The organism is Burkholderia sp. IMCC1007, from assembly GCF_027257875.1.
Taxonomy (GTDB): domain Bacteria; phylum Pseudomonadota; class Gammaproteobacteria; order Burkholderiales; family Burkholderiaceae; genus Burkholderia.
In genome coordinates, this window is sequence record NZ_JAPVQY010000005.1 from 47868 (window position 1) to 74399 (window position 26532).

The 26532-nt window shown below is 68.3% G+C and carries 24 protein-coding genes; 13 read left to right on the forward strand and 11 right to left on the reverse strand.

Annotated elements, in window-relative coordinates:
• The first annotated feature begins 13 nt into the window (after positions 1-13).
• From O1Q03_RS07065 to O1Q03_RS07075, 3 genes are all read left to right on the forward strand, one after another.
• Positions 14-973 carry a chemotaxis protein CheX gene (locus O1Q03_RS07065; RefSeq protein ID WP_269502425.1) on the forward strand — a complete coding sequence of 320 codons (960 nt, stop codon included), beginning with the start codon at positions 14-16 and terminating at the stop codon, positions 971-973.
• Between the two features lie 36 nt (positions 974-1009).
• Complete coding sequence (locus O1Q03_RS07070) at positions 1010-1375, forward strand: response regulator (RefSeq protein ID WP_060238818.1); 366 nt, start codon at positions 1010-1012, stop codon at positions 1373-1375.
• Positions 1376-1598: 223 nt separating this feature from the next.
• A complete protein-coding gene (locus O1Q03_RS07075; protein ID WP_269502427.1) occupies positions 1599-2393 on the forward strand; it encodes an enoyl-CoA hydratase in 795 nt (264 codons plus the stop codon).
• Between the two features lie 228 nt (positions 2394-2621).
• Here the strand turns inward: O1Q03_RS07075 and alr are convergent, their stop codons facing one another.
• Positions 2622-3743, reverse strand: coding sequence for an alanine racemase (gene alr, locus O1Q03_RS07080; RefSeq protein WP_269502428.1), 1122 nt, complete (start codon positions 3741-3743; stop codon positions 2622-2624).
• Between the two features lie 303 nt (positions 3744-4046).
• Here alr and O1Q03_RS07085 point away from each other — a divergent pair, with 303 nt between their 5' ends.
• On the forward strand, positions 4047-4418 hold the full coding sequence (locus tag O1Q03_RS07085; protein ID WP_269502429.1) for an MAPEG family protein: 372 nt from the start codon (positions 4047-4049) through the stop codon (positions 4416-4418).
• Positions 4419-4460: 42 nt separating this feature from the next.
• Here the strand turns inward: O1Q03_RS07085 and O1Q03_RS07090 are convergent, their stop codons facing one another.
• A complete protein-coding gene (locus tag O1Q03_RS07090) occupies positions 4461-5414 on the reverse strand; it encodes a LysR family transcriptional regulator (RefSeq protein ID WP_269502431.1) in 954 nt (317 codons plus the stop codon).
• Positions 5415-5533: 119 nt separating this feature from the next.
• Between O1Q03_RS07090 and O1Q03_RS07095 the strand changes: the two genes are divergently transcribed.
• The 6 genes from O1Q03_RS07095 to O1Q03_RS07120 all read left to right on the forward strand — a co-directional run bounded on the left by O1Q03_RS07095 (position 5534) and on the right by O1Q03_RS07120 (position 14327).
• Complete coding sequence (locus O1Q03_RS07095; protein WP_269502432.1) at positions 5534-9076, forward strand: ABC transporter ATP-binding protein/permease; 3543 nt, start codon at positions 5534-5536, stop codon at positions 9074-9076.
• A gap of 194 nt (positions 9077-9270) precedes the next feature.
• Positions 9271-10320 carry a C45 family autoproteolytic acyltransferase/hydolase gene (locus O1Q03_RS07100; protein ID WP_269502434.1) on the forward strand — a complete coding sequence of 350 codons (1050 nt, stop codon included), beginning with the start codon at positions 9271-9273 and terminating at the stop codon, positions 10318-10320.
• 15 nt (positions 10321-10335) lie between these two features.
• Positions 10336-11670, forward strand: a complete 1335-nt coding sequence (locus O1Q03_RS07105; RefSeq protein ID WP_269502435.1) for an aspartate aminotransferase family protein — start codon at positions 10336-10338, stop codon at positions 11668-11670.
• Positions 11671-11695: 25 nt separating this feature from the next.
• Positions 11696-12250: a carboxymuconolactone decarboxylase family protein gene (locus tag O1Q03_RS07110; RefSeq protein ID WP_269502436.1), complete on the forward strand. Its 555-nt coding sequence runs from the start codon at positions 11696-11698 to the stop codon at positions 12248-12250.
• 208 nt (positions 12251-12458) lie between these two features.
• Positions 12459-13358, forward strand: coding sequence for a lipid A hydroxylase LpxO (lpxO, locus tag O1Q03_RS07115; RefSeq protein ID WP_269502437.1), 900 nt, complete (start codon positions 12459-12461; stop codon positions 13356-13358).
• 168 nt (positions 13359-13526) lie between these two features.
• Complete coding sequence (locus tag O1Q03_RS07120; protein WP_269502438.1) at positions 13527-14327, forward strand: extensin; 801 nt, start codon at positions 13527-13529, stop codon at positions 14325-14327.
• A gap of 119 nt (positions 14328-14446) precedes the next feature.
• Here the strand turns inward: O1Q03_RS07120 and ahpF are convergent, their stop codons facing one another.
• The 6 genes from ahpF to O1Q03_RS07150 all read right to left on the reverse strand — a co-directional run bounded on the left by ahpF (position 14447) and on the right by O1Q03_RS07150 (position 19089).
• Complete coding sequence (gene ahpF / locus O1Q03_RS07125) at positions 14447-16045, reverse strand: alkyl hydroperoxide reductase subunit F (protein WP_269502440.1); 1599 nt, start codon at positions 16043-16045, stop codon at positions 14447-14449.
• Between the two features lie 122 nt (positions 16046-16167).
• A complete protein-coding gene (gene ahpC, locus O1Q03_RS07130) occupies positions 16168-16731 on the reverse strand; it encodes an alkyl hydroperoxide reductase subunit C (protein ID WP_269502441.1) in 564 nt (187 codons plus the stop codon).
• Positions 16732-17344: 613 nt separating this feature from the next.
• Positions 17345-17710: a type II toxin-antitoxin system VapC family toxin gene (locus O1Q03_RS07135; protein WP_269502442.1), complete on the reverse strand. Its 366-nt coding sequence runs from the start codon at positions 17708-17710 to the stop codon at positions 17345-17347.
• Entirely contained in the window at positions 17704-17880 is a 177-nt protein-coding gene (locus tag O1Q03_RS07140; RefSeq protein WP_269502443.1) for a hypothetical protein, read from the reverse strand. The genes O1Q03_RS07135 and O1Q03_RS07140 overlap by 7 nt, the downstream gene beginning before the upstream one ends.
• Complete coding sequence (locus O1Q03_RS07145) at positions 17874-18092, reverse strand: ribbon-helix-helix protein, CopG family (RefSeq protein ID WP_269502444.1); 219 nt, start codon at positions 18090-18092, stop codon at positions 17874-17876. The genes O1Q03_RS07140 and O1Q03_RS07145 overlap by 7 nt, the downstream gene beginning before the upstream one ends.
• A 103-nt stretch (positions 18093-18195) precedes the next feature.
• Entirely contained in the window at positions 18196-19089 is an 894-nt protein-coding gene (locus tag O1Q03_RS07150; RefSeq protein ID WP_269502446.1) for a LysR substrate-binding domain-containing protein, read from the reverse strand.
• Between the two features lie 177 nt (positions 19090-19266).
• Between O1Q03_RS07150 and O1Q03_RS07155 the strand changes: the two genes are divergently transcribed.
• From O1Q03_RS07155 to O1Q03_RS07165, 3 genes are read left to right on the forward strand one after another with little or no spacing between them, the layout of a single operon-like run.
• Entirely contained in the window at positions 19267-20433 is a 1167-nt protein-coding gene (locus tag O1Q03_RS07155) for a branched-chain amino acid ABC transporter substrate-binding protein (protein ID WP_269502448.1), read from the forward strand.
• Positions 20434-20449: 16 nt separating this feature from the next.
• Positions 20450-20992 (forward strand): L-2-amino-thiazoline-4-carboxylic acid hydrolase, encoded by a 543-nt coding sequence (locus tag O1Q03_RS07160; RefSeq protein WP_269502449.1) that lies wholly within the window; start codon positions 20450-20452, stop codon positions 20990-20992.
• Positions 20985-22241, forward strand: coding sequence for a Zn-dependent hydrolase (locus O1Q03_RS07165; RefSeq protein ID WP_269502451.1), 1257 nt, complete (start codon positions 20985-20987; stop codon positions 22239-22241). Before O1Q03_RS07160 ends, O1Q03_RS07165 begins: the two co-directional genes overlap by 8 nt.
• An 18-nt stretch (positions 22242-22259) precedes the next feature.
• Here the strand turns inward: O1Q03_RS07165 and O1Q03_RS07170 are convergent, their stop codons facing one another.
• The 3 genes from O1Q03_RS07170 to glmS all read right to left on the reverse strand — a co-directional run bounded on the left by O1Q03_RS07170 (position 22260) and on the right by glmS (position 26514).
• Positions 22260-23096, reverse strand: a complete 837-nt coding sequence (locus tag O1Q03_RS07170) for a cytochrome c (RefSeq protein ID WP_269502452.1) — start codon at positions 23094-23096, stop codon at positions 22260-22262.
• Between the two features lie 278 nt (positions 23097-23374).
• Positions 23375-24694, reverse strand: a complete 1320-nt coding sequence (locus O1Q03_RS07175; RefSeq protein WP_269502454.1) for a hypothetical protein — start codon at positions 24692-24694, stop codon at positions 23375-23377.
• On the reverse strand, positions 24691-26514 hold the full coding sequence (gene glmS / locus O1Q03_RS07180) for a glutamine--fructose-6-phosphate transaminase (isomerizing) (protein WP_269502455.1): 1824 nt from the start codon (positions 26512-26514) through the stop codon (positions 24691-24693). Before glmS ends, O1Q03_RS07175 begins: the two co-directional genes overlap by 4 nt.
• Positions 26515-26532 lie beyond the last annotated feature (18 nt).

A 26532-nucleotide genomic window follows, 5' to 3' on the forward strand; every position in this document is an offset into this window, starting at 1 on the left:
AGGATTGCGCGAGATGACCGATGACCAACCCGTGAGCAAGGTGCTCGTGCTCGACGAAAGCCGCGAGCATGCCGCGACGATCAAGCGCTTTTGCGACGAGCACAATCTGGTCGGCCTGACCGTGCGGCGCAACCGGCTGCTGAAGGTGCTGCGCTCGAACATCGATCTCGGCGCGATCCTGCTCGCCGAAGACTACGGCGGCTCGCCGGCCGAGAGCGCGATCATCGCGACGCAGATCGACGCGCTGCGCCCCGAGCTGCCGATCATCCTGCGCCGTACGTCTGCCGCATCGCACGACGGGCTGCCCGATGCACTCGCGCGCGTCGCATGCGCGGCCTACGGCGCCGACGACCTGACGCCGCTCAAGCGCGCGATCGACGAATACCTGTTCGGCCGCGACTACCCGAATGCGCTCGTGCGCGGCATCGCGGAGATCACCGAGGCGCGGCTCGACAGCCTGTTCCCGGGCCTCGCGATCGAGCGCGACACGCCGTGCATCGTGCGCGACCAGATCATCTTCGGCGAGGTGTTCAGCCTGATCGCGCTGGAAAGCGCGTGGTGCCGCGGCTACATGCTGCTGCAGACGAGCGAGCAGCCGCTGCTCGACATGATCGGCGGCACGCGCGACGACGGCCGCGCACCCGATTTCCGCGACGTGAACAGCGTGCTCGGCGAACTGACGAACCTCGTGTGGGGTGCATTCAAGAACCGCTATCTCGGCGACGCGGAGGCGCTTGCCCGCCATCCGGTGCAGGTGCCGCTCGTCGTCAACCACAAGCAGAAGTTCATTTCGTTCGGCGGCGACTGTCCGCAGCTCTGCTTCAAGTACCGGATGACCGACCGGGCATCGGGGCGATCGGTGCAGCTCGACCAGCGTTTCGTGTTCAGCCTGAGCTGGTCGCCGGAGGATTTCCGCGAATCGGTGCAGGACGTGGGGCCGATGGTTGAAGCGGGCGAACTCGAACTGTTTTGAACATTGAAGTCGGCAACGACGAAAGGGGAAGACAACATGGCAAAGATTCTGGTGGTCGACGATTCGGGCACGGTGCGCGACGAAGTCGCGGGTTTCCTGCGCAATCACGGGCTCGACGTCGCGACGGCGGTGGACGGCAAGGACGGACTCGCGAAACTCAAGGCGACGCCCGGTGTGCGCCTCGTGATCAGCGACGTGAACATGCCGAACATGGACGGCCTGACGATGGTCGAGAAGATTCGCGGCGAACTGGCGAACGCATCCGTCAACGTCGTGATGCTGACCACCGAAAGCAGCCCGGCGATGAAGGAGCGCGGCAAGGCCGCCGGCGTGAAGGGCTGGATCGTGAAGCCGTTCAAGGGCGACGCGGTGCTCGACGCGCTGAAGAAGCTCGCGGGCTGACACGCGTGCGGCGGGCGGCGACGTCAGCGTGAGGGACGGCTCGACGGTCTCTACCCGTTATGTGCCGGACGAACCGGAAATGACGGCGCGGCTAAACACGTTCGACGCGATCTGGGGTGCCGTGCTGATGCGCGGCAGGTTGCGCGTTCACGCCCGCGCGCCACGGATTGGACTATATTGGGCCGCTAGCCTATCGTGACCCGGTCAACCAGGTGGACCCATCATGGATTCGAATCCCTCGTCATCGGAACCCATTTTGCTGCGCGAAGACCGCGACGGCGTCGTCACGCTGCGGCTGAACCGGCCGCAGCAGTTCAACGCGCTGTCGGAGGCGATGCTGGAGAGCCTGCAGCACGCATTCGAATCGCTGGCCGCCGATCCGACGGTGCGCTGCGTCGTGCTCGCCGCGCAAGGGAAGGCGTTCTGCGCGGGCCACGACCTGCGGCAGATGCGCAGCAAGCCGGAACTCGACTACTACCGCGCGCTGTTCGCGCAATGCAGCCGCGTGATGGTCGCGATGCGCGCCGTGCCGGTGCCGGTGATCGCACGCGTGCACGGCATCGCGACGGCGGCCGGTTGCCAGCTCGTCGCCGCGTGCGATCTCGCGATCGCGGCCGACACCGCACGCTTCGCGGTATCGGGCATCAACGTCGGGCTGTTCTGTTCGACGCCTGCTGTCGCGTTGAGCCGCAATGTAGCGACGAAGCGCGCGTTCGACATGCTCGTCACCGGGCGTTTCGTCGATGCGGCGACGGCCGCCGCGTGGGGGCTCGTCAACGAAGCGGTGCCCGAGGATGCGCTCGACGCGGCCGTCGCGCGCAAGGTCGCGGAGATCGTCGCGAAGAGCCCGGCGGCGGTGCGCTACGGCAAGCAGATGTTCTACCGGCAGCGCGACTTGTCGCTCGACGACGCGTACGCGTTCGCGGGCGACGTGATGGCGCGCAACATGATGGAAGAGGACGCCGGCGAGGGGATCGACGCGTTCCTGGAGAAGCGCAAGCCGACGTGGCGTTCGTGACGCGAAGCGCGGCGGCACGGCGGTAGCGCATTCTCGCCAGCGGCGCTTGCGTTCCGCACGCGTCGTCAAGCGTCGTCACGTCATCAGCCGTCGTCGAGCGTCGTCAAGGCTCCTCAGCAAAAACGGGTCGCTGGCGACGAGCGGCCCGCGCATGAACCCGGACGGTCCGGGTGATCCGGACGCCGCAACGCCACGCGCGCATGCCGCCGCCTCCGCGATCTGCGCGCGTCAGCGCCCGTAACTGCCCGTGCGCAACGCCGGCTCGGCCGTCGACGCACCCGGCGGCACGATCACGACCGGCACGCGGCGCGCGAGCGCGCACATCAGCTCGTAGCCGATCGTGCCGCTGGCTTCCGCGACGTCGTCGACCTTGACCTGATCGCCCCACAGCTCGACGCTCGACCCGATGCCCGCGTGCGGGCACGGCGTCAGGTCGACGGTCAGCATGTCCATCGACACGCGGCCGACGACGCGCGTCATCACGCCGTCCACCGCGATCGGCGTGCCGGTCGGCGCGTGGCGCGGATAGCCGTCCGCATAGCCGCACGCGACGACGCCGATCCGCATCGGCCGGTCCGCCGTGAAGCGACGACCGTAGCCGACCGTTTCTTCCGGCGCGAGCGTTTGCACGCCGATGATCTTGCTGGTGAGCGTCATCGCGGGCATCAGCGGCGTGTCGGCGATGTGCCGCGCCGCGCCGGTCGGCGATGCGCCGTACAGGATCGTGCCGGGCCGCACCCAGTCGCGATGCGCGCGCGGATGCCACAGCACGGCCGCCGAATTCGACGCCGAGCGCTCGCCCGGAATCCCGGCGGTGGCCGCATCGAACTGGTCGAGCTGCCAGTCGACTTCGCCTTCGTCGGCGTTCGCGAAATGCATCATCAGCGTGATCGTGCCGATCGTCGGCGCGCTCGCCGCGCGTTCCCACGCGGCGCGGAATGCGTGCGGCCGGTAGCCGAGCCGGTTCATCCCGGCATTCATCTTGAGCTGAATGTCGATCGGCTGCTGCGGCTTCGCGGCGATCAGCAGGTCGAGCTGTTCGTCGCAGTGCACGGCCACCGTCAGCCGGTGGCGATCGGCGAGTTCGACGTCGGCCGGCTCGAAGATCCCTTCGAGCAGCAGCACCGGCTTGTCCCAGCCGAGCTCGCGCACGCGCACGGCTTCGTCGAGATCGAGCAGCGCGATGCCGTCGGCGGCCGCGAGTCCCGGATAGATGCGCTCGATGCCGTGACCGTATGCGTTGGCCTTGACCACGGCCCACACCCGCGACTGCGCGGCGGTGCGGCGGATGAAGTCGAGATTGTGGCGGACGGCGTCAGGACGGATATGGGCGACGATGGGACGGGGCATGGTCGGACTCGGGTCGAAAGTCGTTCGGTGCGCGCGGCGGCGCGGTTCGGGTCGGCAGGCTCGCGCGGCGATGCGCTGAGCCAGTGTCGAGCGCTATCTTATTGGTGTTCGACCAGTTTTAATTAACGTTTTTGTCGATGATTTGGTGGAATTTTTGGCGCCGAACCATTGGCGGCGCGGCTTCCGGCGGCCGCGAATGCCGAGTCTGCCGTCTAGAAAACCGGTGCGCGATCGGCGCGGTGCAATGCTAGGCTTCCGGCGATCATGTCATTGAACGATGTAAGCATAAAGGAGGAGACTTTGATGACGACGTCCCAGCTGTGCCTGTTCATCGTGGCGCTGTTGCCGTTCCCGATGACGTTCCTGGCCAAGGCGCGCAAAGGTTACGACAACCATGCGCCGCGCGAGTACCTGGCGAAGCTCGCCGGCTGGCGTGCCAGGGCGCAGGCCGCGCATCAGAACGCGTGGGAAGCGCTGGCGCTGTTCACCGCTGCGTTGGTCGTCGCATGGCACAACGGCGCGAACGCGCACCACGTCGACCAGCTCGCGATCGCGTTCGTCGCGATCCGCGTCGTCTATGCGCTGATGTATCTGCTGAATTGGGCGTCGCTGCGCTCGGTCGTGTGGTTTGCCGGCATGGCTTGCGTCGTCGCGCTGTTCTTCGCTACGCCGTGACGCGATGGCGGGCGGCCGGCATCGGCTTCGCGTGCCGGCCCGTCATGCGCCGCCCGCGCCGCGCGCATGACTGTCGTTGGATGCGGGCGCAACGATCTTCGCGACATTGAACGCGGGCGCATCCGCTTCGCGATGCAGGAACGCGATCAACGGATCGAGCAGCCGGTGCCGCGTCGACGGATTGCGGCGCAGCACGAAGCGCCATGACGCATCGCGCGCGAGGCCCGGCACCAGCGGCACGAGGCGCCCGCTGCGCAGTTCGGGCTCGATCAGCGGCACGCGGCCGAGCGCGATGCCCGCGCCACCGACCGCCGCGCCGATCACCTGGCTGAAACTGCTGTAGCGGACGATCTTCGTTTCGAAGTCTCCCGGCAGCCCGAATTCCGACGCCCAGTTGCGCCAGTCGATCTCGGGGCTGTCCTCGTGCATCTCCTGCAGCAGCCGCGAGCGGCACACGTAGCCCGACGCATACGGGAACAGCTCGGGGCTGCAGACCGGAAACACGGTTTCCCGCATCAGGATGTCGTCGTCGGCGCGCAGCCGATGCGCGGGCACGTGCACGATCGCGAGATCGACGCCGCTGCGCGCGAAATCCGGTTCGTCGTCGACCACGACCGCGTGCAGCGGCGTGTCAGGGTGGAGCGACGAGAATTCGGCGAGACGGCGTGCGAGCCACATCGACGAAAACGGCGCGTTGGCGGACACCGTCAGCCGTTGCGTGGCGGTGCCGCGAATCTCGGCGCATGCGTCGGTCAGCTTCGACAGCGCGTCGCTGACGGCCGGCAGCAGGCGCGCGCCCGCCGATGTGAGGCTGATGCCGCCGAGCCCCGTGCTGCGTTCGAGCAGCCGTGCACCCAGCGATTCTTCCAGCGCACGGATCTGATGACTGATCGCGCTGGTCGACACGTTCAGCTCGGCCGCCGCGCGCGCGAACCCGCCGAGGCGGACGGCCGCCTCGAAAGCACGCAATGCGCTGAGCGGAGGAAGGTGCGACATGCGGGGTATTGTAGTTGACTCAACACCCGTTGAAAAATCATCTTTTGCCGCGTGTCGGGCGCGCAGGTAGCCTTGGTTCGGTCAATAAAACCGCAACGAAAAACCGACCGGAGGGCTTCATGTATTTCGACCGACGACTATGGGCGATGATGGCGGGATTGCGCGGGCGGGTCGCCGCCGCGGTCGCGCTCGGGCTGCTCGCGATGGGCGTCGGCATGCTGCGTTTCGTGTTTCTCGGCCGCGTGCTGGCGCTCGTGTTTGCCGGCGCACCGGCGCGCGATATCGCCGAAACCGTCGCTGTGACGGCGGCCTGCGTGCTGCTGCGCGCGTGGCTCGACCATCGCCGCACGCTGCTCGCGCAGCATACGGCCGGGCGCGTGCAGTCCGCGCTGCGCGCGCGGCTGTTCGACCGGATCGCCGCGCTCGGCCCCGCGTGGTTCAGCGGCGAGCGCACGGGCGGCGTGATGCTCGCCGTCGTCGACGGCGTCGAGCAGCTGCAGACCTTCTTCGGCGTCTACCTGCCGCAGCTCGTGATCGCCGCGTGCGCGCCGGTGATGATCTTCGCGGTGCTCGCATGGTGGGACGTGCCGACGGCCGCGATTCTGCTGGTCGCGGCGCTCGTCACGCTCGCGCTGCCGCAGCTCGTGCATCGCGCGGACCGTCGCGCGGCGCTCGCGCGTTCGTCGGCGTTCAAGGCGTTCGGCGAGGAATTTCTCGATGCGGTGCAGGGGCTGCCGACGCTGAAGGCGTTCGGCCAGAGCCGCGCGTTCGGCGCGAAGCTGGCCGAGAAGGCGCGCGCGCTGTCCGACAGCACGTTCTGGGTGCTCGCGCTCGGGCTGCTGACGCGGCTCTTCACCGATCTCGGCACGGGGCTCGGCGCGGCGGCGGTCATCGCGGTGGGCGCATGGCGCGTGCGCCACGGCGACATGAGTCTCGAAGCGCTGCTGATCGTGCTGATGGCCGGCAGCGAGATTTTCCGGCCGCTGCGCGACCTGCGCGGGGTACTGCATCAGGGAATGATCGGCCAGTCGGCGGCGAACGCGATCCACGCGCTGCTCGACGCCCGCAGCGAGACGCCGACTACCGTCGCGCCGCGCGTGCCGCACGTGCGGCCGGAGATCGCGTTCGACGGTGTCAGCTTCGCGTATCCGGGGCGGCGCGCGGATGCGCATGCGGCGCTGAGCTTCACGGTCCGCGCAGGCGAGACGGTCGCGATCGTCGGCCCGAGCGGCGCGGGCAAGTCGACCATCGTGCGTCTGCTGCTGCGCCAGCACGATGCGCAGGGCGGCGCGATTCGCATCGGCGGTCACGACGTGCGCGCGCTCGACGCCGATCAGGTCCGCGAAATGATCGCGGTCGTCGCGCAGGACGCGACGCTGTTCGACGGCAGCGTCGCCGACAACCTGCGGCTCGGCCGTCCCGACGCGAGCGACGCCGACATGATCGCGGCCGCCCGCGCGGCCAACGCACACGACTTCATCTCGGCGCTGCCCGAAGGCTACGCGACGCGCATCGGCGAGCGCGGGCTGATGCTGTCGGGCGGCCAGCGCCAGCGGATCGCGATCGCCCGCGCGCTGTTGCGCGATGCGCCGATCCTGCTGCTCGACGAGGCGCTGTCGTCGGTCGATGCGGAGAACGAGGCGCTGATCCAGCAGGCGCTCGACCGGCTCACGCGCGGCCGCACGACGCTGGTGCTCGCGCACCGGCTGTCCAGCGTGATCGGCGCCGATCGCATCCTGGTGCTCGATCAGGGGCGGGTGGTCGACGCGGGCACGCACGCGGAGCTGATCGTGCGCGACGGCCCGTATCGCCGGCTGATGGGGCCGCAGATGGAAGCGGCCGCCGAAGCCGTCGGCACGGCCGCGGCCGCCGGCGGCGCGGGCTCACGTGCGGCCTCGGGCCCGCAGGTGACGCCGCTGAACGACGACGCGGCGACGATCGGCTGGCCCGAAACCCTGCGCACGCTGCTGCGCTTCGTACGCCCGTGGACGGGCAAGGTCGTGCTGACCGTGCTGTTCGGGATCGGCCGCGTGCTCGCGTTCATCGGCGTCGGCGTGATCGGCGCGCTGGTGGTCGGCGGCGTGTCGAGCGGGCATGCGAACGGCGCGCTCGTCGCGGCGCTGCTCGTCGTTGCGCCGGTCGCGGCCGTGCTGCACTGGCTCGAATCGTGGCTCGCGCACGACATGGCGTACCGGATGCTCGCGGAAATGCGCATCGCGCTGTTCGCGACCCTCGACCGGCTCGCGCCGGCCGGGCTGCTGCGCCGTCGTTCCGGCGATCTGGTCGCGCTCGCGACGCAGGACGTCGAGACCGTCGAGTACTTCTATGCGCATACGCTTGCACCCGCGTTCGTCGCGGTGCTGGTGCCGGCCGGCGTGCTGGTACTGCTCGCGTCGATCGCATGGCCGCTCGCGCTCGTGCTGCTGCCGTTCCTGCTGTGGGCCGGGCTGGCCCCGGTGCTGGCGCGGCGCGACGTCGACCGGCTCGGCACCGGCGCGCGCGAAGCGCTCGGCCAGCTCGGCGCGCATCTGACCGAAACGATCCAGGGCCTCGCGGAGCTGACCGCGTTCCAGGCCATCGCGCGGCGGCGCGCCGGATTCGTCGCGCAAGCCGATGCGTACCGGCAGCAGCGCGCGAAGCTGCTCGACGATCTGTCGACGCAGAGCGCCGCGCTCGAAGTCGCGAGCGGGCTCGGCGGGCTGGCCGTCGCGGCACTCGGTGCGCTGCTCTGCGCGCGCGGCTGGTTCGCGCACGAGTCGCTGCCGCTGCTGGTGCTCGTCGCGGTGGCCGCATTCATGCCCGTTGCGGAGATCGGTCAGGTCGCGCGGCAACTGGCTGACACGATCGCGTCGACGCGGCGCTTGCGTGTGCTCGAGAAGGAGCCGGTGACGGTCGTCGACGGCACGCATGCGCTGTCCGGCAATGCGACCGTGCGGTTCGAGGAAGCCGGTTTCACGTATCCGGGCCGCAGCGTGCCGGCGATCGATCGCGTGAGTTTCGAGGTGCCGCCCGGCAGCACGCTCGCGCTGGTCGGCGCATCGGGCGCCGGCAAGTCGACGGTCGCGAGCCTGCTGCTGCGCTTCTGGGATCCGCAGCAGGGCCGCGTGACGCTCGGCGGCATCGATCTGCGCGACCTGCGGCTCGACGATCTGCGCCAGCACATCGCACTCGTTGCGCAGGATACCTACCTGTTCAACGACACGCTCGAAGCGAACATCCGGCTCGCGGCGAGCGACGCGTCCGCCGCCGACGTGCAGCGTGCGATCGATCAGGCTGCGCTCGGCGACTTCGTCGCGCGGCTGCCGGACGGGCTCGCGACGCGCGTCGGCGAGCGCGGCGTGCAGCTGTCGGGCGGGCAGCGCCAGCGGGTCGCGATCGCGCGCGCGTTCCTGAAGGATGCGCCGGTGCTGATCCTCGATGAAGCGACGTCGCACCTCGACACGATCAGCGAGCAGCAGATTCGCGCGGCGCTGGAGGACCTGATGGCGCAGCGCACGTCGGTCATCATCGCGCACCGGCTGTCGACCGTGCGCAATGCGGACAAGATCCTCGTGATCGAGCACGGCAGGATCATCGAGGCGGGCACGCATGCGCAGCTGATCGCGCGGCAGGGCGCGTATGCGCGGCTGGTTGCGCATCAGGCGAGCGGGGTGGCGGCGTGAGACGGCCTGCTGAAGGGCGGCAGTCGCTGCACTTATTGTTGTCATTAATTTAATATTGACAACATATGTTGTGTGGTTGTCTAATTCCTCATCGCGTATTGCCTGTCACGTGCGGCGGGCGCCCCGGCATCGTTTGACGGCCGGCGCCGGCCGGGTGGACGATACGCCACCGGAATCAGACCCTAACGCCCGACATGCCGCTTTTCCTTTCTCCCGTCATCGCCGGCACGCCGTTCGACATCGGCGTGCGTCTCGGCGAGCTCGCGCGCCCCGTGTTCGACACGTACATGCAGCAGAGCGGCGCATGGCAGGCCGTGCGCCGCTGGCGCGGCCATCCGTTCGTCGACACACTGCGACAGGCCGCGCTGGCCGCGTACCCCGACCTCGTCGCGGAGCTGGACGGGATCGCCACGGGCATCGGCTGGCCGGCCGACGACATTTTCCTGTGGAACTGCCGCGGCGAACTGATCCACAACGCGCCGGACGGCTGCACGACGCTCGCCGCGCGCGGCGCGGACGGCACACGCTGGATCGCGCACAACGAGGACGGCGATCCGTACCTGCGCGAACGGTGCCTGCTCGTCGACGTGCAGCCGCACGGCAAACCCGGCTTCATCAGTTTCTATTACCCGGGCTCGCTGCCCGGCCATACGTTCGCCACGAACCGTGCGGGCATCGCGCAGGCGATCAACAACCTGCGCATCCGCACGCCGGCGGCCGGCGTGCCGCGGATGATCCTCGCGCGCGCGGTGCTCGACGCGACGTCGCTCGATGCGGCAGCCGACGTGCTGCGCACGCATGCCCGCGCGAGCGGTTTCCATCACACGCTCGGCGCGACCGGCGGCACGCGGGTGCTCAGCATCGAGGCGAGCGTCGCGCGTTGCTCGGTCGTCGATGTCGCGCACCTCACCGGCCACGCGAACCATCTCGTGCATCCGGGCTGCGACGCGGAAGCGCAGATCGTCACGCAGTCGTCCGGCGATCGCCAGCGTCGGGTCGATGCGCTGACGCCGCACATCGACGCGCTCGACGAAGCCGCGTTGCTGCGCGTGCTCGGCGATCGCGCGCCGGAAGGGCTGCCGATCTATCGCGACGACCCGGCCGACCCCGACGACGAGAACACACTGGCCACCGCGGTGTTCGAGATTCATGACACCGCGATCGACTTCACCGTCCATCAACCCGGCACGCAGCGCTTCGCGACGCGCATCGTGCCGGTAGCGCACGCGCCGAGCGCGTCCTGAACCATGAGGCAACGCATGACGACCGTTTTTCATCGCGCTCCGCGCGCCACCTTGCCCGTTGCCGTTGCAGGCGACGGCATCGAGATCATCGATTCGACCGGCAAACGCTATATCGACGCGTGCGGCGGCGCGGCGGTGTCGTGTCTCGGGCACAGCAACCAGCGCGTGATCGACGCGATCAAGCGGCAGGCGCAGCAGCTGCCGTATGCGCATACGTCGTTCTTCACGACCGAGGTCGCCGAGGAACTCGCCGACCGGCTCGTCGACGCGGCGCCGGCCGGCCTCGAGCACGTGTATTTCGTGTCGGGCGGCTCCGAGGCGATCGAAGCCGCATTGAAGCTCGCGCGCCAGTATTTCGTCGAGAAGGGCGAACCGTCGCGCCGCCATTTCATCGCGCGCCGGCAGAGCTATCACGGCAATACGCTCGGCGCGCTCGCGATCGGCGGCAACGCATGGCGGCGCGAGCCGTTCCTGCCGCTGCTGATCGAAGCGCATCACGTGAGCCCGTGCTATGCGTATCGCGATCAGCTGGCCGGCGAAACCGACGACGCGTATGCGCAGCGTCTGGCCGATGAGCTCGAGCAGAAGATCGTCGAACTCGGCGCGGAAAACGTCGCCGCGTTCGTCGCGGAAACGGTGGTCGGCGCGACGGCCGGCGCGGTGCCGCCGGTGCGGACCTACCTGAAGAAGATTCGGGCGGTGTGCGACAAGTACGGCGTGCTGCTGATTCTCGATGAAATCATGTCGGGGATGGGGCGCACGGGTTATCTGTTCGCGTGCGACGAAGACGGTGTCGCGCCCGATCTGCTGACGATCGCCAAGGGGCTCGGCGCGGGCTACCAGCCGATCGGCGCGACGCTCGTCAGCGACCGCATCTACCGGACCATCGTCGACGGCTCGGGGTTCTTCCAGCACGGCCATACGTATCTCGGCCATGCAACGGCATGCGCGGCCGCGCTCGAAGTGCAGCGCGTGATCGCCGAAGAGAAGCTGCTCGACAACGTGCAGGCGCGCGGCGAGCAACTGCGCGCGTCGTTGCGCGAGCATTACGGCGCACATCCGCATGTCGGCGACGTGCGCGGCCGCGGGCTGTTCGTCGGCGTCGAGCTGGTGCGCGATCGCGACACCAAGGCGACGTTCGACCCCGCATTGAAGCTGCATGCGGCGGTCAAGCGCGAGGCGATGCAGCGCGGGTTGATGGTGTATCCGATGGGTGGCACGATCGATGGCGTGCACGGTGATCACATCCTGATTGCGCCGCCGTTCATCTGCACCGCGCAGCAGATCGACACGATCGTCGAGCGGCTGTCCGGCGCGATCGATGCGGCGCTCGCATCGGCCGGCGCGTAAACGACGACCTCACGGAATTCTCGCCATGACAGACAGACTCCCTCCGTTCGATCCCGCATCGGCCACCGACGAGCAGAAGGCCGTGCTCGCCGAGATCCTGAGCGGCCCGCGCGGCAACCTGAACGGGCCGTTCCTCGGCTGGATCGCGAGCCCCGAGCTGGCCCAGCACGCGCAGAAGCTCGGCGCGTTCTGCCGCTATCGCACGGGGCTGCCGCTGCGGCTGTCGGAGCTCGCGATCCTCGTGACCGCCGCGCGCTGGCGCTCGCAGGCCGAGTGGCACATCCATCATCCGATCGCGCTCGATGCCGGCGTGCCGGCCGCGACGGCCGACGCGATCCGGCGTGGCGTCGAGCCGGTGTTCGAATCGGACGACGATGCGCTGATCCATGCGTTCGCAACCGAGCTGTACGACACGAAGCGCGTGAGCGATGCAACCTTCGCGCGTGCGCAGGCGCGGTTCGGTCACGAGACCGTCGTGAACCTCGTCGCGCTGCTCGGCTATTACGCGCTCGTCGCGATGACGCTCAACACGTTCGGCATGCGCGCGGACGGACAAACTGATTTGCCGTTTCCGGAATAATCGCCGCATGCACGCGCGTCGGCACACGCCGCGCGTGCGTTCCGATTGCCCCGAAAAGCCCGTCTGCACGGGCTTTTCGGCGTTTTGGGCTGGCTTCATCGGCAGGCTCGCCGCGTCGTGCTGACGCGCATCGCACCGCCGGCGCGTCAGCGCAGGAAATTTTCCCCGTACCTAGAATTTTGGCAAACAGCTTACGGGGGATATCACGATGCGCTGGGTCCTGTTGATCGTGTTCATTGCGTGTGTCGTGTACACGCATCGGCGCGGCAAGGTTCGGCACAGGTTGTTCAGGCAACTATCCGATCACTCGACCTTCACTGCACCGCTGAACTGCTTTTCCTACGCGTTCTCGTCGGTGCCGACCACGCCGTTTCTCGACACGCGGCACTTTCCGGAGCTCGCGGTGCTGCAGCGCGAATGGCAGACGTTCCGCCGCGAAGCGCTCGCATTGCGCGACGCAAGCCGGATCAAGGCGTCGGGCGAGTACAACGACATCGGCTTCAATTCGTTCTTTCGCAACGGCTGGAAGCGCTTCTATCTGAAGTGGTACGACGCGCCGCACCCGTCCGCGCAGGCGTTGTGTCCGCGCTCGGTCGAGATCCTTTCGCGGATTCCGTCGATCAAGGCCGCGATGTTCGCGCAGCTGCCGCCGGGCGGCAAGCTCGGGCTGCATCGCGATCCGTATGCAGGCTCGCTGCGCTATCACCTCGGGCTCGACACGCCGAACGACGATGCGTGCCGGATCGTCGTCGACGGCGAGTCGTATGCATGGCGCGACGGCGACGCCGTGATGTTCGACGAGACCTATCTGCATTGGGCCGAGAACCGCACCGCACACGATCGCGTGATCCTGTTCTGCGATATCGACCGGCCGATGAAATATCGGTGGGCGCAGCGCATCAACGATGCGTTCGGACAACTATTGATGCGCGCGGCCGCGTCGCCGAACGAAACGGGGGACCGCACCGGCGGACTCAATCATGCATTCAAGTACCTGTATGCGATTCGCCGCGCCGGCAAGCGGCTGAAGGCGTGGAATCGCACCGTGTACTACATCGTCAAGTGGGCGTTGTTCGGCGGGATCGCGGTGGCCGTCTTCTGCATCTGAAGGGCGGAATCAGGCGGCGTCGATCCGTCAGACGATAGGGCAGCGCGCTGTAGCACGTCCCGGGCGACCGGTGGTCGGCATCAATGCAACGAAATGTATTCGCGCGAGATCAAGCGCGAACGCACGCGTATGATGGCTTGTTCCCATCGACAGGCTCGGTGAGCAAGCATGACTCGTACCCGAAAAAACTTGATGATCGCCGGCGGATTGCTGGTGGCCGCGGCAGGCACCGGCTACGTGATGCTGCTGCGTGCGGACCACCGCGCGATCGCGGAAGCCGGCATCGGCGATTCCGCCGCGCCTGCTGCCGCCGTAGCGGCCGCGAACGACGGCCATACCGCGGAAGGGTCGATTGCGCCGCCTGCGGCGGTCGCCGTCCCGTCCGCGCATGTTGACGATTCCGTGCCGCAACAAGTGCCCGCCGCGCGCGCGGGTTCGGCGCCGGCATCGGCTGCCGTCGTGCCGGTGATCGCCGCGCAGGCAGCGCCGGCGAAGCCCAGTGCGCCGCCGCCGACCGTCCATGTCGTGACGGTCGAGCCGGACGGCGCGACCCCGCCGAAGGTCGCACCGGCGCAGCCCGTGCAACCCGTGCAATCCGCACCGCCGGTTCAGGCGGCGCAGGCGAGCCGGCCGAGCCAGCCGGCGTATCAGCCGACGCAACACGCGATGCGCAAGCGCGACGGCCTCGAGCGCCACGCGGCGGCGACCACGAACAGAAATACGGAAACGCCGGAAACGGCTCAGCTCGTGCGCGAATCCGCGAAGCTCGATCCGTCGCTGCCGCCGCCGCAATACGTGCCGCCATCGGTGCCGCCATCGAACCCCGAGCGTCAGCACGCGTCGGCGGGCCCGAACGCGGTGGGTGCCGCGATGACGGAACAGCTGGTCCGCCAGTCGAGCAGCTTCAAGGCGCCGGCCGCAGCCCCGGCCCCGGCCCCGGCGAACGCCGGCCCCGTCGTGGCTCAGTAAGGCAAGCGCCGCCGCCAAGTGCGCTCGCGCATCGCAAACCGACACCGGATGAAAAAGGCCCGCATGCCGACCAGGGCATGCGGGGCCAAGAGAGACGATTCCGTGCGGCGTGTCGCGCGTTACGCGGCGATCGCTGCTTCGGCCTGCGGCGCAGCGGCCGCGGCCGGCGTCGCGTCTTGCCGGATCAGGTAGTCGAACGCACCGAGCGATGCCTTCGCGCCTTCGCCGACCGCGATCACGATCTGCTTGAACGGCACCGTCGTCACGTCGCCGGCCGCGAACACGCCCGGCACCGACGTCGCGCCACGCGCATCGACGACGATCTCGCCGTGCTTCGACAATTCGATCGTGCCTTTCAGCCATTCGGTGTTCGGCACGAGGCCGATCTGCACGAACACGCCTTCGAGATCGATGCGCTGCGTGTCGCCCGAACGCAGATCCTTGTAGACGAGCCCGTTCAGCTTGCTGCCGTCGCCGGTCAGCTCGATCGTTTGCGCCTGTGTGACGATCGTCACGTTCGGCAGGCTGCGCAGCTTGCGCTGCAGCACTTCGTCCGCGCGCAGTTGCGCGCCGAATTCGATCAGCGTGACTGCCTTCACGATGCCGGCCAGGTCGATCGCGGCTTCGACGCCCGAGTTGCCGCCGCCGACCACCGCGACGCGCTTGCCCTTGAACAGCGGGCCGTCGCAGTGCGGGCAGTACGCGACCCCGCGGTTGCGGTATTCGCGCTCGCCCGGCACGTTGATTTCGCGCCAGCGCGCGCCGGTCGCCAGGACGATCGTCTTCGCCTTCAGCACCGCGCCGTTCGCGAGGCGGATCTGGTGTACGTCGCCCGGAATCAGCGCATCGGCGCGCTGCACGTCCATGATGTCGACTTCATACTGCTTCACGTGCTGCTCGAGCGCGGTCGCGAACTTCGGCCCTTCGGTTTCCTGCACCGACACGAAGTTCTCGATCGCCATCGTGTCGAGCACCTGGCCGCCGAAACGCTCGGCCACGACACCCGTCGCGATGCCCTTGCGTGCCGAATAGATCGCGGCTGCCGCGCCGGCGGGGCCGCCGCCGACGATCAGCGTGTCGAACACCGGCTTGTTTTCGAGCGACTTCGCGGCGCGGGCGCTGGCGCCGGTGTCGAGCTTCGCGAGGATTTCCTTCACGCTGCTGCGGCCCTGGCCGAACGATTCGCCGTTCAGGAACATCGTCGGCACGGCCATGATCTGCCGGTTTTCGACTTCGCTCTGGAACAGTGCGCCGTCGATCGCGACGTGGCGGATAAGCGGGTTGATCAGCGACATCACGTTCAGCGCCTGCACGACTTCCGGGCAGTTCTGGCACGACAGCGAGAAATACGTTTCGAATGCGTAGTCGCCATCGAGCGCGCGGATCTGTTCGATCACGTCGTCGTCGAGCTTGATCGGGTGGCCGCCCGTCTGCAGCAGCGCGAGCACGAGCGACGTGAATTCATGGCCCATCGGGATGCCGGCGAAACGGATGCCGGCCGGCTTGCCGGGCTCGCCGATCGAGAACGACGGCTTGCGCTCCGCGTCGTCGCGGCGTTCGGTTACGGTCACGCTCGACGTCAGCGACGCAATCTCGTTGAGCAGCGCAAGCAGTTCCTGCGACTTCGCGCTGTCGTCGAGCGACGCGACGAGTTCGATCGGGCGCGTGATCTTTTCGAGGTACGCTTTCAGTTGGTTCTTGAGATTGGCATCGAGCATGGCGTTTCGGATTCCGTATTGATCATTCTGGTCGGGCACGTCGTGCCGGAGGAGGGCGCGGGCCGCGCGAGGCGGCCCGTGGTGATGCGTGTCGCGCGCCCCGTGCGAGGCGCGCAGCGACCTTAGATCTTGCCGATCAGGTCGAGCGACGGGGTCAGCGTTTCCGCACCCGGCGTCCACTTGGCCGGGCACACTTCACCCGGGTGCGCGGCGATGTATTGCGCGGCCTGCACCTTGCGCAGCAGTTCGCCTGCGTCGCGGCCGATGCCGTTGTCGTGGATTTCGCACAGCTTGATCTCGCCTTCCGGGTTGATCACGAACGTGCCGCGCAGCGCCATCCCTTCTTCCTCGATCAGCACGTCGAAGTTGCGCGACAGCGTGAGCGTCGGGTCGCCGACCAGCGGGTACTTGATCTTGGCGATCGTGTCCGACGTGTCGTGCCAGGCCTTGTGCGTGAAGTGCGTGTCGGTCGACACGCCGTAGATTTCGACACCCAGCTTCTGGAATTCCGCGTAGCGGTCGGCGAGGTCGCCCAGCTCGGTCGGGCAGACGAACGTGAAGTCGGCCGGGTAGAACACGACGACGGACCACTTGCCCTTGAAGTTCTCTTCGGTCACGGGCACGAAATCGCCGTTGTGGTATGCGGTTGCCTTGAACGGCTTGATTTGGGTGTTGATGATCGGCATCTTGCGAGTTCCTTTTGCTTGGGTGGTGATGAAGTGTTGCCAGTATCCGGGTTCACCCCAGGTTTGGGAAATTGCTTGTTTCAATCCGCGGCATCGGGAATTTCTATCTCTTCCGGCCCCGGTTCGTCGCGGCGCGTGGCACCAGCGCGGGCCCGGCTGAGGCGGATAAGAGCAATCGGGCGGCCATAGCGGCCCTCTGCACGCCTCCGGCGTGCTTAGGAAGGGCGAGACACACACCACAGCGCTCGTAGGCGTGTTGGACCGAATTGGGCCGCTAGGCGCGGTTGACTTCATGAAGCGCGTGACTCGATCGAAGCAATCGAAGTGGTCGAAGCGGTCGAAGCAATCGAAGTGATCGAAGCGATCGAAGCGGTCGAAGGGATCAAAGGGATCGAAGCAATCGAAGTGGTCGAAGCGATCGACGCGATCGACGCGCGCAAGCGACGCGCACGCGCGGGTCGTCAGCGTCGCGGCAACGGCGGCACGGAAATTCCGATCGCGGCATGCGCGATGCACGACGCGCCGCTAGCGCATGCGCCCGCGCACGGCTTTGGGACAAGCGGCGTGATACGGATGGGCGGGTGCCCGTCGCGCTCGACGGACACCGCTCACGTCAGATCTGATAAGGCGCGCGCACGCCGGGCTCGGTGACGGGAAAATCCTTCGTGTTGCGCGACACGAACAGCAGGCCGTTCACTTGCGCGGACGCCCAGATGATCGCGTCGGGCAGGCGCATCCGATGTTCCTTGCGAATCGTTACAGCGCGATTCGCGACCGAGCCATCGAGCGGGATGATCGCGAACGACGAAAGCCACGCGCGGAGCGCCGCGTCGTCGCTCGCCGTCGCGCCGACCAGGACTTCCATCCACGTGATCATGCTGATCGCGCGGTAGTCGTAGCGGGCGAGCTCCGCTCGCGCGGCCTCCACGCCGCCCAGGTAGTCGATCAGGATGTTGGTGTCGAAGAGGGCTTTTACCATTCCGCGCGCAGTGCCTCCTGATAGGCGAGCCCGTCGGGCGCGCGGGTTCTCCAGAGGCCGAACACGGTGTCGGCGGGGTGCCGCCGGTGCTGCGCGACGCAGGCGTCGGCCGGAGTCGGGCGGCCGGGATGCCGGGCCGCACCATGGGTGTCGATGAGTGCTTTTACCATTCTGAGCGCAATGCCTCCTGATAGGTGAGCCCGTCGACCGCACGATCTTTCCAGAGACCGAACACGTTGTCGGCATGCGAATGCTTGTGCTGCGCGATATACGCGTCGATCGCATCGCGAATGATCGCAGCGCGAGGGCGTTGCTCAGTCTCGACGATGGCGGCCAGCTCGTCGAGCTGGCCATTCGACAGATCAATCAGAATACGGCTCATCGCAACCTCCGATATACGATATGCATATCATATATATACCCGCGGCCACCCGCAAGGCGCCGGCGAGGCTTGGCGGGGCGCGGACAACCGGCCGCCCGCGCGTTTACGCCGCCATCTTCCTCAGCCATTCGGCCAGGCGTCGCGCGCCGTCCGGCATGTCGGCATCCTCGCGCGTGCACAGGTAGTAGTCGCGCCCGTCGTCGAGTGCGTGATCGAACAGCTTCACGAGCTCGCCGCTCGCCAGTTCGCGTTCCACGAGCGGCGCGCGCAGCAGCGCGGCGCCGAGATCCGCGCGCGCCGCGCTCAGCGTGAGCTGTCCGTCCTCGAACATCGGCCCGACCGCATGCGACACATGGCGCACGCCGGCGCCCTGCAGCCAGTTGACCCACGTGCTGCGATCCTCGTCGTGCACGAGCGGCGCCTGCGCGAGGTCGGCCGGCGTGCGGAACGGCCCGTGGCGCTTCAGGAACGACGGGCTGCACATCGGCACCATCGCGCCCGGCAGCAGCCGCTCGCAGCGGTAGCCGGGCCAGTCGCCGGTGCCGAAGCGGATCGACAGGTCCGACGCGTCGCTTCGGTAGTTGCGGTGGTGCGCATACAGCACGGTCACGTCCACGTCGGTGTTGGCGGCGAGAAACGCATGCAGCCGCGGAATGAACCAGCCGATGCCGAGCAGCGGGATCAGGCTGATCGTGATTTGCCGCAGCGACGAACGATCGCGCACGAAGCGCGTCGCGCTGCGCAGCACCGAGAACGCGGCGCTGATCGAACGGTAATAGTCGCGCCCTTCGTCGGTGAGCGCGAGCAGCCGGCCTTCGCGCACGGTCAGCGGCGTCTGGATGAATGCCTCGAGCAGTTGCAGCTGATGACTGACCGCGGACGGCGTGATGTCGAGTTCATGCGCGGCCGCGGTGACCGAGCCCAGACGTGCGAACGCCTCGAACGCGCGGACGGCGCGCAGCGGCGGATCATGCGGCAATTGTTCGATATTTTTCATGTATAGAATTTTATCGAAAAATCAGGGTAAGCGACAACATAGAAATATCCTTTATTTACATGGGATTGCGTTATTGTGTCGGGAACGGCATAAGCATCCAACAATTGAATATTTGGGGTGTGGGTGCTGAATATTTAATATTTTTCATGTTTTGATTCGAGCTCCCGATCCCTGCACATGAAAATCGCTTTCCTTCCCGCCAGCCTCGCATTCTCCGCGGCCACGCTGCTCGCTGCCGTTCCCGCCGTCGCGCAATCCGCGCCGCAGACGATCCTGATCGGTCTCGCCGCGCCGCTCACCGGCCCGTCCGCACGGATCGGCAAGGATCTGCAGAACGGCGCGCAACTCGCAATCGATGACGCGAACGCGAAGCATCCGAGCATCGGCGGCAAGCCGGTCGTCTACAAGCTCGTCGCGGCCGACGATCAGTCCGACCCGCGCACGGCCGTCGCGGTCGCGCAGCAACTCGTCGACCGGCACGTGATCGGCGTCGTCGGTCACTGGAACACGGGCTGCAGCGTGCCGGCGTCGCGCGTCTATCGCGATGCGGGCATTCCGCAGATCGCGCCGGCATCCACGGGCCACCAGTACACGCAGCAGGGCTACGCGACGGCGTTCCGGATCATGGGGCACGACGATGCGGGCGGCAACTTCACCGGCGCCTATGCGGTGAAGACGCTGAAGGCGAAGCGTATCGCGGTGATCGACGATCGCACGTCGTTCGGCGCGGGGCTGGCCGACCAGTTCATCAAGGGCGTGCAGGCGAACGGCGGCGCGATCGTCGATCGCCAGTACGTGAACGACAAGACCACCGACTTCAGCGGCGTGCTGACCGCGATCAAGGGCAAGCGCGCGGATCTCGTGTTCTTCGGCGGGCTCGACGCGCAGGCCGCGCCGATCGCGCGCCGGATGCGCCAGCTCGGCGTGAACGCGCCGCTGCTCGGCGCGGGCGGCTTCGTGAGCCAGACCTTCCTGTCGCTCGCGGGCAAGGACGGCGACGGCGTGACGGCGCTCGAACCGGGCCTGCCGCTCGACCGGATGCCGGGCGGCAGCGCGTTCGACGCGCAATACCGCGCACGCTTTCACGCGCCGATCGAACTGCACGCGCCGTTCGCGTACGACGCGGCCGCCACGCTGATCGCCGCCACGCAAAAGGCCGGCACCACGCAGCCCGCGAAGCTCGTCGCGGCCGTGCGTGCGGTCGACCGTTCCGGCGTGACCGGCCGGATCGCGTTCGACGACGAAGGCAACCTGAAGAACCCGGCATTCACGATCTACCAGGTGCGCGGCGGCAAGTGGACCGTCGTCGACGTGCTCGGCGGCGCGCGCACCCCAGCGAAATAACGACGGAGACGCCCCCATGACCGATACCACCCAGCCATCCGCGGCCGCGGCGCCCGACGACACGCGCCTCGGCATCCTCGCGCGGCGCCGCATCGAAGCGGAAATCATCAAGCCGATCTACGAGATCATGAAGCGCGAATTCGGCACCGAACGCGCGCAGGCCGTGATCGCGGAAGCGGTGCGCGGCGCGGCCGTCGACGCGGGCCGCTCGTTCGCCGCGCAGGAACCGAACGGCACGAGCGTGCAGTCGTTCATCGCGCTGCAGGTGCTGTGGGAGAAGGACGACGCGCTCGACGTCGAAGTGCGGCGCGCGGACGACGCGCACTACGACTACGACGTGCATCGCTGCAGCTACGCGGAGATGTACCACGCGATGGGGCTCGGCGAGATCGGCCACTTGCTGAGCTGCGCGCGCGACAGCTACTTCATCGAAGGCTACGACCCGCGCATCGCGCTGACGCGCACGAGCACGATCATGCAGGGCGGCAAGCGCTGCGATTTCCGCTATGCGCTGCAGGCCGCGCCGCGCGACGACGCACCGGAGAGCGGCAATGCGTGACGACCTCGCACTTGCGCCGCGCGTCGACGGCGAGCGCCTGTGGGCGTCGCTCGAACGGATGGCGCAGATCGGCGCGACGCCGAAGGGCGGCGTCTGCCGGCTCGCGCTGACCGATCTCGATCGCGAATCGCGCGACCTGTTCGTGCAGTGGGCGCGCGACGCCGGCTGCACGGTGCGCGTGGACCGGATGGGCAACGTGTTCGCGCGCCGCGCGGGCCGCAATCCCGATGCCGCGCCGGTGCTGACCGGTTCGCACGCCGATTCTCAGCCGACGGGCGGCCGTTACGACGGCATCTACGGCGTGCTCGGCGGCCTCGAAGTCGTGCGCGCGCTCAACGATGCGGGCATCGAGACCGAGCGCCCGATCGACGTCGTGATCTGGACCAACGAGGAAGGCTCGCGCTTCGCGCCGGCGATGATTTCGGCCGGCGTGTTCTCGGGGGTCTATACGCTCGAATACGGGCTGTCGCGCACCGACGTCGCGGGCAGGACGATCGGCGAGGAGCTCGAGCGGATCGGCTACGCGGGCACGGAGCCGGTCGGCGGTTATCCGCTGCATGCCGCGTACGAGCTGCATATCGAGCAGGGCGCGATTCTGGAGCGCGCCGGCAGGACGATCGGCGTCGTGACGGCCGGGCAGGGGCAGCGCTGGTACGAGGTGACGCTCACGGGCGTCGATGCGCACGCGGGCACGACGCCGATGGAGTTCCGCCGCGACACGCTGGTGGGCGCCGCGCGGATGATCGAATTCGTCGATGCGCTCGGCCGTCGCCACGCACCGCACGCCCGTGCGACGGTCGGGATGATCGAGGCGCGGCCGAATTCGCGCAACACGGTGCCGGGCGCCTGCTTCTTCACGGTGGAGTTTCGTCATCCCGACGATGCGGTGCTCGACGCGCTCGATGCCGCGTTGCGGGCGGAACTGGCGCGCGTGGCCGACGCCGCCGGGCTCGGCGCGCAGATCGAGCAGATCTTCAAGTATCCGCCGGTGCCGTTCGCACCGGCCTGCATCGCAGCGGTGCGCGACGCGGCGCAGGCGCTCGGGCTGTCGCACATGGACATCGTGTCCGGCGCGGGCCACGACGCGTGCTATGTCGCGCGCGTCGCGCCGACCGGCATGATCTTCGTGCCGTGCGTCGACGGCTTGAGCCACAACGAGGCCGAGGCGATCACGCCGGAATGGGCGGCGGCCGGTGCCGACGTGCTGCTGCGCGCGGTGCTGCAAAGCGCGCAGGAGCCGGACGTCTGAGCGGCGAGCCGGCGCGGCTTACTTGTCGCCCTTGCGCCGCGCCATGTAGCTGAGGTAAGCGACGATCTGGTCGAGTTCCCGGTCGCTCAACTGATCGGGCGGGAAGGCCGGCATCACGCGGCCCGGCCAGTCGCGCACCGACGCCGGGTTGCGGATGTAGCGGCGCAGCGCGGCGGGCTGGAAGTAGTCGACCGGGTTCATCGGCGTGTTCAGGTCCGGGCCGGCATGGCTGCTGCCCGCGCCGTCGAGCCGGTGGCACGCGAGACATTGCGTGACGAACAGCCGCTGGCCCGCGCGGGCCGGATCGTTCGCCGCCAGCGCCGGATCGACGGCGAGCGACGGCCAGCGCGCGAGCGGCGACGCTTCGGCCGTGATCCGCACGATCTGATAAGGCCACTGCTCGCCGCGCACCGACGACGCGTCCGGCCCCAGCCATACGAGATAGAACGGCCCCGCGCTGACCGGCTTGCCCGGCAGCTTTGGCCACGGACGGGCTGGCTCCTCGATCGCGAGCCACGCGACGGCGCCGGCCGGCGCGGCGCGGCGCACGAGCTCCAGCGGCAGTTGCGCGGCGAAGCCGTCGGCCGCCCGCGTTTCGAGCACGCCGGTTGCGGGCAGCGGCGTGTCGCCGAGCAGCGCGGCAAACGGCACCGCGCGGAACGTCATCGGCCGGCCGTACGCGATGTCTCGCGGCACGTGGATGTCGGTCGCGTCGGGGCGGGCCAGCAGCGTCTGCCGCGTCAGCACGCGCGGCGTGCCGTCGGTATCGAGTTCGAGCGAGGACTGCGCGGACGCGCGCGTGGCGATCAAGCACATCGTCAGCAGCAACAGCGAAAACCACTGGCGCTTCAGCATTCGTTCTCCGGGGAAGGGCGTTCCGGCGGCGGCAGGAAGGCGAGCGCCGCGGCCGATGGATGGAATCGGGCGACAGTCTATCCGGTACGGGCGGCGCTGGCGACTTCGGCGCGCAAGCGGCGTGGTGCCAGGAATCGGGCCGGCCGCCGGCAGGTTGCGTGGCTAACCGGCCGACGGATGACGGCGCGAGATCGCGCTGCGCGGTGCACGCAGCGGCACGAACGCATGGGGCGATCGCATCGCATCGCGCCGGCGCGCCGCGCCGTGCCGCGCCGCCGTCACTTGGCCGGACACTGAGCGTCGGCCTTCGGCAACGGTGTGTCGCGCGCCGTGTCGAAATCGGCTTCGCGCATACCGGATGGCGTCAGCGACACGAAATGCATCGCGCCTGCGCGTGCCGGAAATGCGGCGGTGCCGGTCGCGCCCCACGGAATCGGCGAGCGCTGCACGCCGCTCACCGACATGCTCGTCGGCGAAAGCGCGAGCGTCAGCAGCCGCCCGTCGCGGGTCGGCACATACGCATGCGTGCCGTCGACGCCGATCGCGGACTCGCGCACCGACGCCGGCAGGCAATCGAGCGTGGCGAGACGACGGCCGCCCGGATCGATCAGCATCGCGACGCCGCGATTGGCGGCGGTCGTCGTCACGACGACGAAGCGGTCGACCGCCGGCACGTACGCCGCCGAATACACGTAGTACTGGATCGCATCGTTCAGCGCGCCGAGTTTTTCCAGTTTCGCGGTGACCGGATCGAACATCGCGTATTCGAGCCCCGCGTCCGTGCTGCCTTCGATGTACTTCTGCCAGACCAGCAGCGCGCGATGCGGCGAGCCCGCGATCATGGGCCACCACTCGCGGCGGTGCGCGACCACCGGCACGTGGTTCAGCACGCGTCCTTCGGCATCGTAGGTTTTCACGTAGACGCCGTCGCCGGTGCCGAGGTTGTCGACGCCGCCGCCGTCGACCCAGTCCGCCGAATAGAACACGACGAAGCGTTCGCCCACCGCGGCGACGTGTCCGGAGTGGCCGCCCGCCTCGACGTCGTTCGGGTACGGCTTGATCGGCTTCAGGTCGCGCCGATAGACGCCGTAGCGCTGGCTGACCAGGTCGGGCGTGTTCCAGCCGTCCTCGAACGTGACGAAGATGTCGCCGCGCGGATTCTGCGCGATCGACACGGGTTCCTGCGCTTCCGGGCGGCTGATGAACGTATGGACGTGCATCAGGTGCGGCTCGCCCGGCAGCGATTCGCCGACGTACACGTCGTGCGGCCAGTTGCCGTTGCGCAGCGCGCCGCGCGGCGGGACGCCCGAGCTGCTGAAGAACACCCAGCGTCGCCCGTCGCCGGCGTCGGCCACGCCGATCCCGTGCATGAAGCGGCGCGGGTCGCCGCTTTCCTGCGGCGACGCCGGCGCTGGCGCCGGCGCCTCCACGGTGACGGTATGCACGACCGGCTTGTCGGCCCACGTGTGGGACGGCACCGCGACGGCACCGCACGCGCCGCACAGCGCGGCCGCCACGCGCCACGCGGCGGCGCGCCGGGCCGCGCGGGCGGGCAACGCGCGCGCGAGCGCGCGTGTCACGACCGGCGCCCGCGTCATTCCACCGTGACCGACTTCGCGAGGTTGCGCGGCTTGTCGACGTCGGCGCCGCGCGCGCGCCCGACGTGATACGCGAGCAACTGCAGCGGGATCACGTTGACGATCGGCGACAGCGCGGCGCCCGATTCGCGCACGCGGATCAGGTGCGTGTCGCGATCGGCGTCGATCTCGAGCTGATGGCCGGCGAGCACGTAGAGCCGGCCGCCGCGGGCCCGTACTTCCGCCATGTTGGACTTCAGCTTGTGGAACAGCTGATCGTCGGGCGCGATGGTGACGACCGGCATCGCGCTCGTGACGAGCGCGAGCGGGCCGTGCTTCAGCTCGCCGGCCGGGTAGCCTTCCGCGTGGATATAGGACACTTCCTTCAGCTTCAGCGCACCCTCCAGCGCGATCGGGTAGTGAATGCCGCGGCCGAGGAACAGCGCGTTCTCGGTGCGTGCGAATTTCGTGGCCCAGCCCATGATCTGCGTTTCCAGCGCGAGGGCATGGCCGATGCGATCCGGCAGTTCGCGCAGTTGCTTCAGATGCGCGGCGACCTGCGCCGCGTCGAGCCGGCCGCGTTGCTGCGCGAGCGTCAGCGTCAGCAGGAACAGCGCGACGAGCTGCGTGGTGAACGCCTTGGTCGACGCAACGCCGAGCTCGATGCCGGCGCGCGTCAGGAAGCACAGCGGCGCGGAGCGCGCGATCGTGCTGGTCGCCACGTTGCAGATCGCCATCGACATGTCCTGCCCCATCCCGCGCGCATGCTCGATCGCGCCGATGGTGTCGGCCGTCTCGCCGGACTGCGAAATGCCGACGACGAGCGTACGCGGGTCGGGCACGCTATCGCGGTAGCGGTATTCGCTCGCGATCTCGACCTGCGCCGGGATGCCCGCGATGCTCTCCAGCCAGTACTTCGCGGTCAGGCCCGCGTAGTAGCTCGTGCCGCAGCCGAGCAGCAGCACGCTCTTCGCTTTCGACAGCAACCCGCGCGCGGTTTCGCTGGCGCCGAACAGCGCGGGCGAGATCGTGTCGATGCCGTCGATCGTGCTGGCGATCGCCTGCGGCTGCTCGAAGATTTCCTTCTGCATGAAATGCTGGTAGGGGCCGAGCGCGGCGTCGCCTTCGCGCGCCTGCACTTCGCACAGCGGACGCTGCGCTTCGCGGCCGAGCGCGTCGACCACCGCGATCCGGTCGGGCGTGATCAGCGCGACGTCGCCGTCTTCCAGATAGACGAAGCGATCGGTGAGGTCGCCGAGCGCCGCGCAGTCCGACGCGAGATAGTTCTGCTCGGCGCCGATGCCGATCACGAGCGGCGAACCGGCGCGCGCGGCCACGAGCCGCTGCGGCTCGCGCGCGCTCAGCACGGCGATCGCATACGCGCCGCGCAGCCGCTTGACCGCGCGACGCACCGCATCGAACAGATCGTCGCGATACACGCTGTGGATCAGGTGCGCGATCACCTCGGTGTCGGTTTCACCGCGAAACGTGTAGCCGCGCTGCCGCAGCTCGGCGCGCAACTCGTCGTGGTTCTCGATGATGCCGTTGTGGACGACCGCGATCGTGTCGCCCGACATGATCGGATGCGCGTTCATTTCCGAAGGCGCACCGTGAGTCGCCCAGCGCGTGTGCGCGATGCAGGTCTGCGCTTCGAGACCGAGCGTCAGCACGCGGTCCTGCAAATCGGCGACGCGGCGCAGCGTGCGCTCGCTGCGCAGGCGTCCGTCGCGCAGCACGGCGATGCCGCACGAATCGTAGCCGCGATACTCGAGCCGGCTCAACGCGTTGACTAGTTGTGGTACCTGATTTTTCAGGCCGCTTGCTCCGACGATTCCGCACATGGTTCACCTCGTCTACAG

Excerpts from the sequence above, each read along its gene's own strand:
- O1Q03_RS07075 (WP_269502427.1), top strand. The coding sequence starts at position 1,599 with ATGGATTCGAATCCCTCGTCATCGGAACCCATTTTGCTGCGCGAAGAC.
- O1Q03_RS07155 (WP_269502448.1), top strand. The coding sequence starts at position 19,267 with ATGAAAATCGCTTTCCTTCCCGCCAGCCTCGCATTCTCCGCGGCCACG.
- ahpF (WP_269502440.1), bottom strand. The coding sequence starts at position 16,045 with ATGCTCGATGCCAATCTCAAGAACCAACTGAAAGCGTACCTCGAAAAG.
- alr (WP_269502428.1), bottom strand. The coding sequence starts at position 3,743 with ATGCCCCGTCCCATCGTCGCCCATATCCGTCCTGACGCCGTCCGCCAC.
- O1Q03_RS07160 (WP_269502449.1), top strand. The coding sequence starts at position 20,450 with ATGACCGATACCACCCAGCCATCCGCGGCCGCGGCGCCCGACGACACG.
- O1Q03_RS07135 (WP_269502442.1), bottom strand. The coding sequence starts at position 17,710 with ATGGTAAAAGCCCTCTTCGACACCAACATCCTGATCGACTACCTGGGC.
- O1Q03_RS07090 (WP_269502431.1), bottom strand. The coding sequence starts at position 5,414 with ATGTCGCACCTTCCTCCGCTCAGCGCATTGCGTGCTTTCGAGGCGGCC.
- O1Q03_RS07165 (WP_269502451.1), top strand. The coding sequence starts at position 20,985 with ATGCGTGACGACCTCGCACTTGCGCCGCGCGTCGACGGCGAGCGCCTG.
- O1Q03_RS07105 (WP_269502435.1), top strand. The coding sequence starts at position 10,336 with ATGACGACCGTTTTTCATCGCGCTCCGCGCGCCACCTTGCCCGTTGCC.
- O1Q03_RS07070 (WP_060238818.1), top strand. The coding sequence starts at position 1,010 with ATGGCAAAGATTCTGGTGGTCGACGATTCGGGCACGGTGCGCGACGAA.
- O1Q03_RS07140 (WP_269502443.1), bottom strand. The coding sequence starts at position 17,880 with ATGGTAAAAGCACTCATCGACACCCATGGTGCGGCCCGGCATCCCGGC.
- O1Q03_RS07145 (WP_269502444.1), bottom strand. The coding sequence starts at position 18,092 with ATGAGCCGTATTCTGATTGATCTGTCGAATGGCCAGCTCGACGAGCTG.
- O1Q03_RS07175 (WP_269502454.1), bottom strand. The coding sequence starts at position 24,694 with ATGACGCGGGCGCCGGTCGTGACACGCGCGCTCGCGCGCGCGTTGCCC.
- O1Q03_RS07150 (WP_269502446.1), bottom strand. The coding sequence starts at position 19,089 with ATGAAAAATATCGAACAATTGCCGCATGATCCGCCGCTGCGCGCCGTC.
- O1Q03_RS07100 (WP_269502434.1), top strand. The coding sequence starts at position 9,271 with ATGCCGCTTTTCCTTTCTCCCGTCATCGCCGGCACGCCGTTCGACATC.
- O1Q03_RS07085 (WP_269502429.1), top strand. The coding sequence starts at position 4,047 with ATGACGACGTCCCAGCTGTGCCTGTTCATCGTGGCGCTGTTGCCGTTC.
- O1Q03_RS07065 (WP_269502425.1), top strand. The coding sequence starts at position 14 with ATGACCGATGACCAACCCGTGAGCAAGGTGCTCGTGCTCGACGAAAGC.
- O1Q03_RS07170 (WP_269502452.1), bottom strand. The coding sequence starts at position 23,096 with ATGCTGAAGCGCCAGTGGTTTTCGCTGTTGCTGCTGACGATGTGCTTG.
- O1Q03_RS07110 (WP_269502436.1), top strand. The coding sequence starts at position 11,696 with ATGACAGACAGACTCCCTCCGTTCGATCCCGCATCGGCCACCGACGAG.
- glmS (WP_269502455.1), bottom strand. The coding sequence starts at position 26,514 with ATGTGCGGAATCGTCGGAGCAAGCGGCCTGAAAAATCAGGTACCACAA.
- O1Q03_RS07095 (WP_269502432.1), top strand. The coding sequence starts at position 5,534 with ATGTATTTCGACCGACGACTATGGGCGATGATGGCGGGATTGCGCGGG.
- O1Q03_RS07120 (WP_269502438.1), top strand. The coding sequence starts at position 13,527 with ATGACTCGTACCCGAAAAAACTTGATGATCGCCGGCGGATTGCTGGTG.
- lpxO (WP_269502437.1), top strand. The coding sequence starts at position 12,459 with ATGCGCTGGGTCCTGTTGATCGTGTTCATTGCGTGTGTCGTGTACACG.
- ahpC (WP_269502441.1), bottom strand. The coding sequence starts at position 16,731 with ATGCCGATCATCAACACCCAAATCAAGCCGTTCAAGGCAACCGCATAC.